General features: G+C 57.7%; 8 protein-coding genes. All 8 read right to left on the reverse strand.

The window, feature by feature from the left end:
- Positions 1-109 precede the first annotated feature (109 nt).
- The 8 genes from BLT86_RS17425 to BLT86_RS17460 all read right to left on the reverse strand — a co-directional run bounded on the left by BLT86_RS17425 (position 110) and on the right by BLT86_RS17460 (position 14,893).
- Positions 110-2,005 carry a DUF7017 domain-containing protein gene (locus BLT86_RS17425; RefSeq protein WP_038664490.1) on the reverse strand — a complete coding sequence of 632 codons (1,896 nt, stop codon included), beginning with the start codon at positions 2,003-2,005 and terminating at the stop codon, positions 110-112.
- Positions 2,002-4,851, reverse strand: coding sequence for an ATP-dependent DNA helicase (locus BLT86_RS17430; RefSeq protein WP_092378491.1), 2,850 nt, complete (start codon positions 4,849-4,851; stop codon positions 2,002-2,004). Before BLT86_RS17430 ends, BLT86_RS17425 begins: the two co-directional genes overlap by 4 nt.
- Before the next feature lie 63 nt (positions 4,852-4,914).
- On the reverse strand, positions 4,915-5,292 hold the full coding sequence (locus BLT86_RS17435) for a hypothetical protein (RefSeq protein WP_038664496.1): 378 nt from the start codon (positions 5,290-5,292) through the stop codon (positions 4,915-4,917).
- A gap of 103 nt (positions 5,293-5,395) precedes the next feature.
- Entirely contained in the window at positions 5,396-7,222 is a 1,827-nt protein-coding gene (locus BLT86_RS17440) for an AAA family ATPase (RefSeq protein ID WP_038664499.1), read from the reverse strand.
- 14 nt (positions 7,223-7,236) lie between these two features.
- On the reverse strand, positions 7,237-8,367 hold the full coding sequence (locus BLT86_RS17445; protein ID WP_038664502.1) for a restriction endonuclease subunit S: 1,131 nt from the start codon (positions 8,365-8,367) through the stop codon (positions 7,237-7,239).
- Positions 8,364-9,947, reverse strand: a complete 1,584-nt coding sequence (locus BLT86_RS17450; protein ID WP_092378493.1) for a type I restriction-modification system subunit M — start codon at positions 9,945-9,947, stop codon at positions 8,364-8,366. The genes BLT86_RS17445 and BLT86_RS17450 overlap by 4 nt, the downstream gene beginning before the upstream one ends.
- 32 nt (positions 9,948-9,979) lie before the next feature.
- Complete coding sequence (locus BLT86_RS17455; RefSeq protein ID WP_092378496.1) at positions 9,980-13,363, reverse strand: DEAD/DEAH box helicase family protein; 3,384 nt, start codon at positions 13,361-13,363, stop codon at positions 9,980-9,982.
- Between the two features lie 48 nt (positions 13,364-13,411).
- Positions 13,412-14,893, reverse strand: coding sequence for a sigma-54 interaction domain-containing protein (locus BLT86_RS17460; RefSeq protein ID WP_092378499.1), 1,482 nt, complete (start codon positions 14,891-14,893; stop codon positions 13,412-13,414).
- Positions 14,894-15,205: the final 312 nt, after the last annotated feature.

Raw genomic sequence — 15,205 nt, forward strand, 5'->3', positions numbered from 1 at the left:
CTTGGGGCGGCGGCCAGGGGTGCTGCCTTGAAAAAGCCGGACTGCAGAATTCTCTTTCGCAATTATTTGTGAACTCTCAAAAGCCAGAGAACGACCAACATGTAGCCGTCTACAACGGCTGAATGGATACGGCCTTCCATCCCCAGCTTTCACGCTTTTTGTTGTAGACCTGTACCGCCGTACCGGAAACCTGCTGACCGTCTTCGATCTCGCAGCGCTCCACCAATGGCGGAGGAATAAATATTTCGCTTGGGGTAAATCCCATGCCGTTAGAGACGCGAACCGCCTCGGTGAAGTCCTTGCGCAACAAATCGCCTGGCACTTTTTCGCTCGCCTTTGCGGAAAGCACGCGGTATTGAGGGCCACGCTTCGAAACATAGCGAACAAGCTGCACCTCGATGGCATCGCCCTCGGCAAACGCACACGGCAACACCGACATCGGGATCTCACCATTGATCTCCCGGCTGACGATGTAGCGAATGACCTGTTTGTCCTCATTCACCTGGCTCACAACCCCTAAAAGCTCGGGTGCCACATCCCACGCAGTAGCGCCAGGCCGGCGCTCCAGCACAAACAGGTTGAAGCGCTGCTTCTCATCAAACTCGCCCTTGATCCTGACGGCATCCCCGGCCGCCAAACTCATCCGCGCGACCTTTGACTCAGGAATCGACACCTCCGCGGGGATTGAGCCCGTTTTCAGGAAAACCTTGCGCTTGGGCTTGTTCTCTCTACCCGGCACGACAAAGGTCTCGCCCAGGCAAGCATCAATCCAGGGCAAGTCATTGAACAGCAGCGCCTCAGCCGCCTTTGCATGCAGCCTGTAGTAGTCACGGTTGGATACCTTGGCCTGCACACCGGCAAACCAGTCCTGCGCCGCTATACTGGCAACCTCTTCAGGGATCTTGTAGCCCTCCTGCTCCTTGGCTCGAACAATAGCCTCGACCTCATGCTTGGCTGCTGCATGGTCATTAGCCTCCAGCATGCGCTCGGCGACTTTCAGGCGGATTTTCCCGGTGAACTTGTCCTCTGCCGAGCAGGTCAGCGCCTTGCAATAACAGCCCAGCGCAGCGTCCTGATCCTTTTGCGAGACAATTTCCCCCAGCAGCCCCCAGGCCCAGTAATCGTTGGACTTGGCCTTGGTCACCGCAATCCCGAAAGCCAGCGCCTCGTCATGCCGGCCCAGCGCCAGCAGCAGCTTGGCCTTGTTCAGCTTGAGAAATACGTTGTCCGGGAAGCGGCCCATGGCACTATCAATGAAGGGCAGTATGTACTCCTGCCCGTCAGCATCATCCGCAGCGGCCGCCTCCTTGCCCGCGAGCTGGATGACCTTCTCAGCCAGTGACGGATACTCCCTGCCATCCTCGGCGCGGTAACGCTCATAGTCTTCCCCGCGCAGGTGCTGGAGATCCCAATGGCGGGAAAAGGCCAGCATTTTCAGCTTGTCCTGCCCGGCCAGTTTGGCGGCCAACTGCAGCATGCGAGAGTGGAGCGGAGAGGGCTTTTCGATCTCCAGCTTGAGATAGTCACTTAAATTGCGCTTGACCTCGCCAACGCTGAAGTTCTCCTTGGCCAGCAGCGCCTTGGTGTGCTGGTAAAGCTCCCAGCCGAAACTGGTCTGGATCTCCTGATCGGCAGCACCGTTCATCCATACCTTGCGGTAGATGGCTGCAGCCTGCGCATGCTGCCCGCTCTTACTCAGCCCCTTGGCCTCGCTGATCTGCTGGCCAAAGGGATTGCACAGCGATAGCGCATGGCGAACGCCTTTACTCAGCACATCGTCACCAGGATCGACAGCAAGACTCTCCAACTGGCTGCGATAGTGCGGCAGGTTCTCCAGATCCCCGCCCTTGACGTCTCGCTTGATCAGGTCGACCAGACACCAGGCAAATGCCTTGCGGTCCCAGTCATCTACCTGCGGCGCAGCCATCAACTCAAGCGCCATCTTGTAGGCCTCGTCGATCGCTCCTTCCCTGCGCTTGGCGAAAACCTCCTTGTTGCTAATCACGCTTGCATACCTACCGTAAGAAGCTGCCCCACCTCAGCGGCCAAGGTGCCCGGGGAGCACGCTGCGACCACGGGCTGGCATTTCGTAAACTGGTCTCTGCCGTTGTACCAGATGTCATAAACAGCCACGGCACCATCGCGGGCAAAGCTGTAGCGTTGGCACCACTGCAGCTCAACAACCTTCTGCAACGTGATACCACTGTCAGCGCACAGGCCAAGCACCTTGGCGTGGAGCTCATTGAGGAACGGCTTGGCGAAATGGGCCTCGGCAACTCCGGCCGTTCCGCCATCTGCAAGCGGCAAGCCCTTGAGCGCGGCCAGCACAGCACTCAGCTCGCTGCTCAACTCGGAGAGGTAAGGTGCCGCTACACCGGTAATCTTGCTTCTTCCGTTATAGGTAATGTCTATGCGGGCAGACTCTGCCTCACGGCTGAAGAGGTAAACCTCCTGGTACTGGTGATGGAGGACGTCCTCGATACTGATCCCCCGCCCGGCAATCAACCTGCGCACCTCGGCCAGCAACGCGAGCAGCGTTGTTGCGCTGGCGGGGATGCCAAATGTTTCGGATTGCGGCGCAGGGGCAACCGCTGCAGATGCAGGCGCAGCAACGCTGGAAGCCGGAGCCGGAGCCGGAGCCGGAGCCGGAGCCGGAGCCGGAGCCGCGGGCATGCTGGGCGCTGCGCCGAGCAACTCCAGCGCCGGATTGGCCACCATCTGCATACCACTCCACGGCTGGATATTCGGTGGATCGAGCAGATAAAGGTGGCGCGCCGTTCGCGTGATCGCCGTATAGAACCAGCGGAAATAGTCAGCCGTCAGCTGGCTTTGATGGCTTTTGCATTTAACGAATACATGGTTCCACTCACTGCCCTGTGCCTTGTGGCAAGTGATGGCGTAACCGAACTTGAGCCGCAAGGCATTGAAATACGGATCCGCCATCAGGGCGTCCTTGAACGCCTTAGTCCGCCTTGGCAAGTGCTTGTGACGCATGCAGAAATCGAGGTAGAGCGCCTTGTTCTCATCTGACGAAAGCGTGGGCTCCTTGCTGTAGAGCAGATCTTCCATGATCTTGGCTTGGAAAAACCGGGGCGAGCCATCAAGATCACGGAAGCCTGCCAGCACGTCCCTGAAGCGCAGCGGCACAACAATTTCCTCGACCACTGAGGTTTCGGGATTTCTCCGCTTCAGCTTGACGCTGCGCTCTTCAACCTCTCCGAGCACCTCACGGATCAGGCCGAAGTCACCGTTCGAGATAAAGAACCCGTACGCGTTGCTATTGGCAACAGCCATCACCTTGTCCCCCGGACGCACCTGCGCCCAGCCGGGGAAGAAGTGTTCGCGAATTAGCCGGTTGTAATCGCCCACGTCAGCGTTGGAATGAGCAATGACGATGGACTCGCCGTTGATCTTGCCACCGCAGGAGTCCAAGTAACGCTGCAACAGCGCCTGATGTTCGACCTTCTCAACGTCTGGATAGGCGAGGTCCATGGTCAGGCGGTTGAACACCTTGCTCTGCAATGACTGTCGCAGGGGCTGAGCGTTGGCCAGAATGCCGCTCTGCGCTTTCTGCCGCACCACCTCAGACAGCTCGTATTCGCTGCAACGGACGCGGTGATGGCGCAACAGATACTCCGCATCCAAAGCAGGGGAAAAGTTCATCCCCACCGGTGGCAGCTGCGCGTCGTCGCCGATAAAAATCACCTTCTTGCGGTGATCGTTATGGTCCAGATTAACGAACTCGAACAGGTCGGCAAGCAGATAGCCCGAACCAAAGCGGAAGAACTCTGCCTCCTGGTAGATGTCCGCCACCATGGACGCCTCATCCACGATGTACACCGTATCCACCGAGAGCGTGTTCACCGCCAGCTTGGCGTAGAACTTGAAAGTCTCGGTACCCTCGGTGTCTGCATCGCGGTACTCGTCCATATCGTCGAACGCATAGAGAGTCTTGTGCAGGGTGTAAGCCGGCGACTGGGTTTTGCTGGCGATCACCTTCGCGGCCTTGCCGGTGGGTGCGGCGAGCACGTAGTTGCGGCCAATGGCCCGGAAATACTCGGTCAGCCCCTTGGTGATGAAGGTTTTGCCGGTGCCCGCGTAGCCTTTGAGAAGGAAAACGCTCTCCGACCTACTACTTAGGAAGCGCTCGATCTGTTTGACCAGCTCCGTCTGGCCACTGGTCAGCGTATAGCCGGCAAAGGCGTCGTGAATGCTGATATGTCGGCGCGTGTTCGGGCCGTTGAAATCGATGGTGCGCTGCGCCTGAGCCGAGGCGCACTTGAAATCATCAATCCTGGCCTGTTCTGGCGCCGGACTGAGTGACGCAGCTTCTGCCTGCGCCGCTTTCTCTGCAGCCTCAAGGCGGCTCAACTCGTCTTTCGCCATGGCCAACTGCTCGGCATGGTCTTCTGCAGGGCTGCCCTGCTCATTGGCTTCGACAGGCACAGTGAAAGGCGGATAGCTGTCGGCAGACTCACCGCCACAGGTTTTGTAAAACCACTGACCGATCAGATACGCATCACCAATCAGGGCCAGCGCAACGCTGGAGTCGATCAAGCCGCCATGGGCGGCCTTATTGCCGATCATCCGCAGCGCATGCAGCCTCTGTAGCACGATGTCGCCAACCAGCTCCACAAAGGCCGGGGACTTGAGCTTCTCGAAAAAGCCATCACTTGGTTCACAGGGCAGGCGCAAATCCCGGTAGAGCACCCCCACCAGCACCTCGGCAAAACAACGCAACTTGACCACGGCGGTATGCGGGTCAGCAAACACATAGCGTTCTGCCAGCGAGGCATGCTGATACAGCTCGGGCCAGCGAGACTTCAGCGGGGCAAAGTTATCCGAAACCATCCATATTCCTTACACAACAGGCGAGCCCAGAGACAACTCAGAAACCCTAATCCAATACCAAGACTACCTTGCAGTCTTTTCGCGCAGTTCCGCCCGGAGCTTGTCCCTTTTCACCAGAACCTCATCTGCGGCTTCTCCCGTCAGGCGGCCAGCCAGCTCCTCATACACCTGCAAAAGCTCCTTACGCTTGGCCATGACCTGACGCGGTAAAACCGCAAAAATCTCCGGATGGGCAATCTGAGCCTCAAGAACTTTCACCTGCGTTTCCAGAGCAGGAGTCCTTCCTGCCTCAAGGCGTTCCTTGAGTGAACGGTTAAATTCAGCCGATGAGCGATTAACGTCATCCAGAAAGTCGTTGAGCACTGTAAGCGCTCGCGAAACGGCCTCCGCAGCCGAACCCAGCACAGCGACAGTGCGTTTCAAGCCCGTCCAGATTGACATATAACTGCCTCAAATCCTGAATAAATAAATCTGTCCCGTTTATCCCCTGCACTGGGAGCAGGCAGACCAAACCGCTTCAGCAGAGCCATACACCACGCGGGATTCAAGGAACCAACGCCAGCAAACTCTCAACGAGCTCTTTCAGCTCCGAGCGCTGTTTGTCGCCATCTTGGTACATCGAGCGCTGGAGGATTTTGTCGGCACTCATCAGTGGCCAAAATCGATCTGAAACATCGTCTGGTTTCATCCCTACTGCGTCACCAATGATCTGCTTGGCATCGCTGGTATCGGTGAAATTAACCACGACACCGGCTTCTTGCAGAATCAAATCTGGACACAGGTAGTTCTCGATTTCACGCTTACGAGTCGAATAAAACGCCCGTCCAAGCCCTTCAACTTCTTGTTTTCGCTTGAGGTTTGTCTTGTGCTGAAAGGGATCACCAAGATCTGAGTCGAGGAAAACGCACCAAGGCAGGCCAATTTCGTCGGCAAGTTGATGAGTGACCCAATGCTTCACGTTTCCACAGCCGCCAACGTGAATCGGGATAAGCCCCTGATCATCGAGATCGCGGTCAATAACGCTTGCTGCCTTGAGGGTGCTAGCTGTGTGACGCAGGAAGGTGATGTCGCTCTTGCCTTCCACCAGGATGATTCCCTTCGCACGCTCCATCCCCGTTTCGGGGAGCACACCCAAACTCTCGGCGGCCTCCTTGAGCACATTGTCATCTGGCATCTTGACGATGGGGATGCCGTTCTCATCCTTGGTGACGTAGCGGATGCCATCGATGGGCATCAGGCCGGCCAGGGCGGGAACGTGGGTGGTGACAATGATCTGCCGGTTGGGCTGGTTGGAGAGTTCCAGCAACGCCTTCATCAGCATCATCTGGTAGTTCGGGTGCTGGGAGGTTTCCGGCTCTTCGATGGCGTAAATCACATTACGCTGGGAGCCCATTACCGCCTTCTCCGCCTCGGCGCGGAAGAAATTGAGCAGGATCAGCCGGCGCACGCCGCTGCCGCGCTTGTTGATGGGGATACCGTTCTCGCCATCCAGGGTGAAGCTGAAGCTCCACTTGGGCTTTTCCTTGAAACGTGGGGTCAGTTCATTGGCCAGCTCGGGGGCCATTTCCCGCAGCTTGTCGAGGGTACGCTCAGCGACATCCAGCACACTGGCTTCGATCTGTTGCTCCAGCGCGCTGATCTGATCCTGCAGCGCAGCCTGAGCTTCCTTGACCGCCTGCTGCAGCGGGTTCTTGGCCTCAGCATCGCCGTCACTGCTTTCACGATCCGCCTTGAACAGGGCAAAGGTAGGCAACTGGGCCTCGATCTTTTCCCAAATGGATTTGCTGTCGGTCGAAAGTCCTTTGCTAACGTCCAGCAGCCTCTCCTGACAGGCAATGGGCTGCGCTGCAGCACGGATAGCCTGCCGCCACTGTGAAGCCACGCGCTTGTCTGCTACTTGCTCAGCAACGCCTTGCTGCTCACCGAGCCTTTTCAGTTCGGTCATCTTCAGGCTCAGCAGCCCAGCCAGCGCTTCATCCGCAGGGTGCTGGCAGCGGATAGCGGTGCGCTCCAGCTTGCCGGTATTGGCCTTGAAGGTTTTGACAATCTCCAGCGCACCCTCGGCGTTGAGCAAGTACTCCTGCGCCAAGGAGGTCTCTGCATTTTCATCGAGCACCAGCGCCTCAGGCAGATCATCAAACTCACAGGCAATCTCGAACTGCTCGGCGCCCTCGGCCAGGCTGAAGCAGTTCATATCGCTCTTGTCGGCCTTGACGTCGCCGCTCTCGAAGAAGATCGCCAGGGCTTCGAGGATGGTCGATTTGCCATAGTCATTGCGCCCGACGATGCCGGTCATGGCTTCGTCGATGGGAATGACGGTAGTGGCGCGGTAGCCGCGAAAATGTGTGAGCTTGACGGACTTGAGGCGCATGGGGATTTCCTTATCTAAAGCTGTCCTGAAAACGCCAGCTGGGATAGCGATTCGAAAAGTGGCGTATTCAACCCAGATTCGTGGCGGAGGCTAGACTCCGATACTTTCTGCGCAATAGCGGAAAATTTCTCCTGAAGGCCTATCGGCGGGACAGGGATTTCAATTTCGTCAAATAGTGATTTTTTTAGAATCGGAAGTGTAGTCTGAATTGCTTTAGAGCTAACCAACCCAGGAGACAGCTTAAATACAAAAAACCCATAAATATCTGAAATTTCAGAACCCCACTCCTGCGCATTTATCTGCTGATTGAATGCTAAAGAGCGGCCAGCAATCCCAACCTTCCCAACAGTACCTATACAACAGACCAACAAGCTGCCTTTGCGGCAAATTTTTGAATACTCAGCCCCCTCTCGGGTCACCTCCCGAACAGAAGAGTCAACTTTCCCACACAAATCACCAGGAGTTACAAAAGGCAAACCTTCGCCCCACATACCAACTTTCTCACCTGGGGGCGTCCTGCCAGTTGCTGACTTACCCAGTAATTTAAGGCTTTTCTTGGGCCATCCCTTCGGATTGCTTACCGGGTCGCCGAACATGTCCAGAAACACGGCGCGGAGGAAGTCGTCGACGAGCTGGATGGCTTGCTGGTGTTTGAGGCGAATGGCATCGGCCTTGTCTAGGATAGCGGCGATGCGCTTTTGTTCGGGCAGAGGTGGGAGAGGGATTTGCATCGCCTCGAAATTGCCCTTATTAATAATCGCTACGGTAGTTGATGGAGCCATAGCCTCCATTTTTGGCTTTAAAAGCTGCAAAGCGTAGAAGCCATACTTTGCGTCAACTCTATTCTCGTCAAAGATCACTGAGTTGATCTGTTGATTTGTGGCAACAGGCGTACCCGCAATCGCCATCTTCCCAAGCGAGCCTATACAGCAAACCATTACAGCATTATTTGGTACCAGCTTAATTGCCGAGGCGCCTTTAGCGGACAAGGTTCTTGGCGCACTCGTTACATAAGTCTCCAGTCCAAGCTCAGCAGGAGTGACAAACGGAATATCCCCGCCAAAGTTCTGATCATCCACCGTTGATGGTGTCTTCCCTGTAACAACCTTTGCCACTTCTTTTATGGCAACAAGAGGCCAGCTCACAGCATCCCCTCCAGCTCATCCAGATCCGCCAGAATTTCCTGCTCCAGCCCTTTTAGCCGTTGCAGAATCACCTTGGGATCCTCGTACTGTTCCTGCCGGTACTCCACTTCCTTGTAGCGATTGATGGAGAGGTCGTACTTGTTGGCAGCAATATCCTCTGCGGGCACGACAAAGGCCTTTTTGCGCTTGTCGCCGAACAGGGTATTGATGGTGCTGGCGCTGAGGTTGCCCTCAATCATCTGCCGGTACTTATGCCACTGGGCTATAGCATCGGGCAGGTCGTTGCTGCCCTCTCCTTTCAGCTCGGTGCGCTTGTCGTCCAGCGAGTAGCCGTCGGCCTGCAGGTCATAGAACCACACACGTTCGGTGGTACCGCCCTTGGTAAAAATCAGGATGGCAGTGCTGACGCCGGCGTAGGGTTTGAACACACCGCTGGGCAGGCTGACGATGCCTTCGAGCTGGTTGTTGTCGAGCAGCTCCTGGCGCAGTTGCTGGTGGGCTTTGGACGAGCCGAACAGCACGCCGTCCGGCACGATCACGGCGGCGCGGCCGCCGAGCTTGAGCGAGCGGAGGATATGGGCAACGAACAGCAGCTCGGTCTTCTTGGTTTTCACCAGACCGAGCACGTCGGGGTTGGTGTTGGTTTCGTCCAGGCTGCCTTTGAACGGAGGGTTGGCCAGCACCACGTCGAAGAAGTCTTGTTCCTGACGCGGGTAGTGCTCCTTGATGGATTTGCTCAGGGAGTCCTGGTAGCGGATGTTCCCGCCGTTCACGCCGTGCAGCATCATGTTCATGCTGGAGACGCGCAGCATGGTGGTGTCGAAGTCGAAGCCCCAGAACATCTGGCTGTTGATGTGCTGGCGGTAGGGTTCGAGCAGGTCGCCGGAGTAATGCAGGTTGCCGTCTTCGTCGGTGAAGGTGCCTTCCGGGCTTGAATGCACGCGGTTGAGGTATTCCATGGTGCGGGCGAGAAAGCCCGCCGTGCCGCAGGCCGGGTCGCAGATTACCTCGGTCGGCTGCGGGGCGATCAGTTCGATCATCGCGTCGATGATGTGGCGCGGGGTGCGGAACTGGCCGTTGATGCCGGCGGTGGTGAGCTTGCTCAGCAGGTATTCGTAGATATCGCCCTTGACGTCGCTCTGGGTCAGCGGCAGGTCATTGACCATCTCCACAGCGGAGGTGAGTACGGACTCGTTCTTGATCTCTAGATCGGCGTCCTGCATGTACTCGCTGATATGACCGAGGCCCTCGCGCTCACCGCCCTCGCCTTCAGCACCGCCGAGTTGGGCGAAGAAGGGGTAGACCTTCTGCTTGAGATGGCTGTGCAGCTCCTTGCCACTCATGTTGCGGAAGATCTTCCAGCGCAGCAGCTGGCCTTCCGGGGTATTGGGAAAGAGGCGGTCGAAGGGCTTGCCGGTGCGATTGGCTTTGCGCTCGGCCACGTCTTCCTGCATGTCGAGCATGCGGGCGAACATCAGGTAGCTGATCTGTTCGATCACAGTCAGCGGGTTGGTGATGCCGCCGGTCCAGAATTTTTCCCAGAGCTTGTCGATATCGTTGCGGATTTTGCCGGTGAGCATTCAGTGGTCTCGATCTATAGGTTGTGCGGCCATCAGGCGGGGGGGCCGGGCTGGTCGGGGTTCTTCAAAAAGGGTTTGAGCACGGCCACCAGTTCGGTGACATCGGCGGGGGCGAACACGCCGTCGATGCCCTCGTGGGAGATGCTGGAAAACGGCGCGTCGTAGAGTGTTTCAATCACGATGCTGCCGTGCTGGGCGATGTAGTTTTTCAGCAGGTTCATAAAGCGCACCTGCTGGGCGGTCAGGCTGGGATGGGCATGGAGGAACTGTTTGAAGTGTTCCTCAATGGCGTGTGCATCCAGGCCAATGATCTCGCGTACGGTGAGGTGCAGTTGATCGGCTGTGCGACCGTAGAACTCGTTGAGCACCTCCAGGCTGACGCCGGGGTGGCTGGTGAGGATGGTCGAGGTCAGGGTTTTCAGCTCGCTCTCGGCAATGGGTTCGCCCTTGTGGATTTTTTGCAGGGTCGGGTTGGCGGCGAGCATGCCGGCAAGGATGTCCTTGAGGCGGCGGCGGTAGATCATGGCCTCGCTGGCGCCAGTGATGTACACCGCGCGCTCGTCGCCCAGCAGGTTGCCATCCTTGGTTTTGGTGGTTCCTATGCCATCACCTGGCCCGGTGCCGGTCTGACGATATTTCATGATGCCGCGCAGTTCCTGGCGGGCGTTTTCCAGCTTGTCGATGCTCGGCTGCAGCCAGAAGTCGGCGCTGCGTACTTCGGCGATCAGGGCATCCTTCTGGCGGACGGCCTGGATATTCACGGCGAGCTTGTCCAACTCGGCCAGCAGGGCAATTTTGCCGTCCTCGAAGCAGGTGGCCTGCTCGACCAGGCAGCACTGAATACCGGCGATCAGCTTATCCAGCGCAGTGGCGTGTTTGTCGCGCAGCACGCGGGCCGACATCAGCGGGGCAATGGTGTTTGTCAGCAGGTGTTGGGTTTTGCCATCGAACTGCTGCAGCTGCTGGGTTTGCTGCAACTGGTGCACGGCGCGCAGTTCACGCTTTACCGCCACGCTGGTGTCGGGCAGGTCGTTGATGTCGGCACGCAGCAGGGCAATGGCGGCGTCAAAGGCAGCGGCATGGTTGTGGCGTAGGGCGGCTTGGGCCAGCGCCAGGCGAGCTTCGAAGGTGGTTTGCAGCAGGGATTTGCTGCCGGTGTCTTCCGGCTCCTGATACTCCTGCTCGAAGAAATCGAAGTTGCCGTAGTGGTCGAAGATCAAAAACTCGGTTTTGTCTTTACCGGGGCCAAACAGGTTGGGGCGCAGGCGCGTACCGCGGCCGATCATCTGCCAGAACTTAACCCAGGATTTGACCGGCTTGGCGAACACCAGGTTGACCACTTCCGGTACGTCGATGCCGGTGTCGAGCATGTCCACCGAGATGGCGATGCGGAAGTCGTTATCCGGCTTTTTGAATTCCTTGATCAGGGTGTCCACGTGCGGGATGGCGTTGTGGATGACCTTGCAGACCTTGGTGCCGTACTGCGGGTAGAGCTTGCAGAAGAGCTTTTCCAGGTGCTCGGCGTGGTCCTGACGCTGGGCGAAGACGATGGTTTTGCCGACCAGTGAGCCGGTCTCATCCTTGATGCCGTTGTTGATCAGGTTTTCCAGGATGATGCGGTCGGTGTCTTCGCTGAAGATTTTGCGACCGATGTCCTTGCCGGCGATGGTGGTGCGCTTGGCCTCCTCCTCGCCGAGGTCCTCTTCGAGCTGGCGCTTCTGCTCGTCGCTGAGGTCGTTGTAGTGGATGCCGTCGCGTAGGAAGTCCGTGGTGAGGTCCTTCACGCGGAATGGCACCAGATAAGGCGGCTCATTATTGATGGCAGCATCGAGGCCGAACTCGAAAGTCGGGTCTGTGGTTTCGCAGTCGAAAATATCGAAGGTGTTGCGGCTGATGAACTTCACCGGCGTGGCAGTGAGGCCGACCTGCAGCGCGTCGAAGTAGTCGAACAGGTCGCGGTACTTGTTATAGATGCTGCGGTGGCTTTCGTCGGCGATGATCAGGTCGAAGAAGCCCACATCAAGCTGGGCGAAGCGGTTCATCATGCCCGGGTAGGTGGCGATGTAGATGCGCGCGGTCTGGTCGACCTTGCCGGTTTCGCCGATCACACAGCGCGGCTCGCTGGGCAGGTTTTGCTTGAAGGCGTCATCGGCCTGCACGCGCAGCTCTTTGCGGTCGCAGAGGAACAGCACGCGCTTGGCCCAGCCGGTGCGCAGCAGCAACTCAGCCAGGGCGATGGCCACGCGGGTTTTGCCGGTGCCGGTGGCCTGGATGATCAGGGCCTTGCGGCGCTGCTGCTGGAAGTGGGCGGCGACGGTTTTGATCGCCTCAATCTGGTAGGGGCGGTCGGCAATGCTCAGCTCTGGGTTGTGTTTCTCCAGCGTGGGGACACGGTACTGGCGCTGATAGGCGAGGTATTCCAGGCTGTCCTTGCTGTAGATGCCGTACACCGGGCGGTAGGTGTTGTACTGCTTATCGTCCCAGATAAAGGTTTCGTAGCCGTTGCTGTAGAAAATCACCGGGCGCTGCATGCCCATGCGCTCGAAGCCGTCGGCGTACATGCGCGCCTGTTCGCGCCCGGCTTGCAGGCTGACATTGCCGGATTTCTTGGCCTCGATCACGGCCAGGGGCTGACCGTTGTCGCCCCATAGCACGTAGTCCGCACGGCCCTTGCCGGAGACGTTGCCGGGGAAATCGACCTCCACTTCCTGGCCGACCTGCGCGGGGTTGCTGACATCCCAGCCGGCTTGCAGGAGCATGGCGTCGATCAGCAATGCGCGGGTTTTGGCTTCGTTCCACTGCAGGCTGTCGGCCACCTTCTGGCTCTGCTGCTGACGCTTTTGCTGATCAGGCTTGGCAGGCGGGTCGACCTTGTCGAGGTGGCGGGTGCGCTCCTGCTCCAGCTTGTCCATCACGCTCTGCAGCGCTTCCTGCTGCTGGTTGAGTTCCTTCTCATAGCTGGAGACGGTTTTCTGCAGGCGGACGAGGGTCGCGGTCGGATCCTGCACCTCGGCAAAGGGCGGAATATCGGCCTGTGCGGTACCGTAGTACTTGATGGCCATGTACATGGCCAGCTGATGGGCGGTCTTCAGTGCCAGTTGTGCATTGCGCAGGTCACCTTCAGCGCCGTGTGCGGTGTCGTTACCCTGGATGCGCAGGAAATTGATCTGGTGCACCAGCGGCTTGCTGACGCAATCGACAAAAACCGAGTTTTTCACCAGGTCGTAGAAGGTTGACTGCGGCATGCGCGGCAGCAGCTCTTCCTTGTAGATGGCTTTGGTCAGCTCTTCGGCAAAGCTGCGCAGGCGAGTGAGTGCGCTGCCCGGATCGATATGCAGGACGGCTTCAGCGAGGCCTGCGAGGTTCGCCAGCAATTCGTTGCCGGTGCGGAGGAACTCGAAGTTGACTGATTTCATGTAGGCGATTCTGTCCATGAGGGTCCTAGAGCGAGGACCGTGCCAGTTTTATTCGATGCCGTATTTGTCCATCCAGTTGCTCAGCGTTTGCTGGCTTTTGAGGCCTAGCAGGCTGGCCGCCCGGGTCTTGTTATTGCCGGTAAGCGTCAGCGCCTTGCGCAGATAATGCCCGGCAACCTCGGCAATTACCCCTTGTAAATCAATGCCTTGAGATACATCTTGAGACAAGGAGCTCTTCTGCTCACGAGGCGATTGGAACATCGCCTGTTCAATATCCGCAGCGCCAATCACATCACCCGGGCACCAGAGGGCGGCGCGCAACAAGGTGGACTGCAACTCCCGCACATTGCCTCTCCACGGGTGATTAAGGATAAGATTTTTTGCTTCTGCGGAAATTTTCTTACCCTTTAGCGATTCGTCCCCTGCGACAATCCCACTCAACAGGGAGTCGGCCAACAACAGCAGGTCACCCTCGCGCTCACGCAGTGGCGGTAGATGCAGGACACCGATGGCAACGCGATAGAAAAGATCCTCACGGAAGCCACCCTCTGCTACGGCTTGCATCAGATTGCGGTGAGTCGCGGTAATCAGACGCACATCCACTCTGACTTCCTGACTGCCACCTACCGGAGTCACTACACCCTCCTGCAGCACCCGCAACAGACGCACCTGGGCATCAGGAGCCAGCTCACCAAACTCGTCCAGGAACAGGGTTCCACCATCAGCCTGCTGGAAGACACCAGCTCGACTCTCAACAGCGCCTGTGAACGCGCCTTTGCGGTGACCAAACAATGTGGAGTCAATCAGCTCCGGCGGAATAGCGCCGCAGTTGACCGCTACAAATGGCCCTAATGATCGAGGACTGGCATTGTGAATCGCTCTGGCGAATAGCTCCTTGCCAGTGCCCGTTTCGCCATAGATCAGGACAGGCACCTGCTTTTGAGCAAGAACCTGCGCCTGCGCCTTGAGCCTGAACATGCGCTCACTCTGTGTAACGATGCTGTCAAAGGCCGCGTTGACTGGGGCCTGGCCGTCAGCAAGCTGAAGCAGCTTGTCACCCGTAATGGTGTTGGCTGCCGACACATATTCCGCAGCAATCTCGAATGGCACATCGACCTTCTGCACCCCCTGCTCTAACGAGGATTGGTAGAAGGTGACTGGATAGCGGGTCTTACCGAGCAAAATCCAAACCGCCTGCATGGCTGGCGTGCCGGGACTGAGCAGGATGGATAGCTGTGTGCCAGAGACATGCAGCCGCTTTAGGTGTGCATTGGCAGCCTGGTAGATATCTCCGAAATGCACCGGAGACCTAAGCGACTCATAGCTAAGATTGACCTGCGAATTCACCTGCTCACGCAGCCAGGCCAGGTAGGGCTCAACCTGCGCAGCCGGGTAAGAAGAGAGCAGTTCGACCTGATCGAAAGACTCCGCTTTCAGCGTCGAAAGCACAGGCCCAGCATCACTTCCTGATGGTGCTTTGAGGTCGTTTCCACCTACCCAGCAGAGCAGCACATTCTGCTTTTTAGCCACGCTTCCTAACCCTCTGCTTTTACTCGCTTCCAAATGCGCGAATCACCCAGCACCGTGCTCCGCCTCACAGTTTCTGGATAGTAAACCATCTGGTTAGGTTCGGGCTGAGTGAGACGATGCGACTTGAAACGCATTAGCAAATGCGGGGCGAAGCAAGGTTTCTACAGGTGAGTAGGCGTTGCTGAAGGCAAAAGACTGTAGGACTGAAAATCCTACGTACCAGTGAGACAGAGTACGCTGACACTACCGATCCCCCGCGCCACCAGCCTGGGGGCTGGGTCGGGAGGCGGCTCGGGCTAATCATTGACCCAC

The organism is Pseudomonas sihuiensis, assembly GCF_900106015.1.
Lineage (GTDB): Bacteria > Pseudomonadota > Gammaproteobacteria > Pseudomonadales > Pseudomonadaceae > Aquipseudomonas > Aquipseudomonas sihuiensis.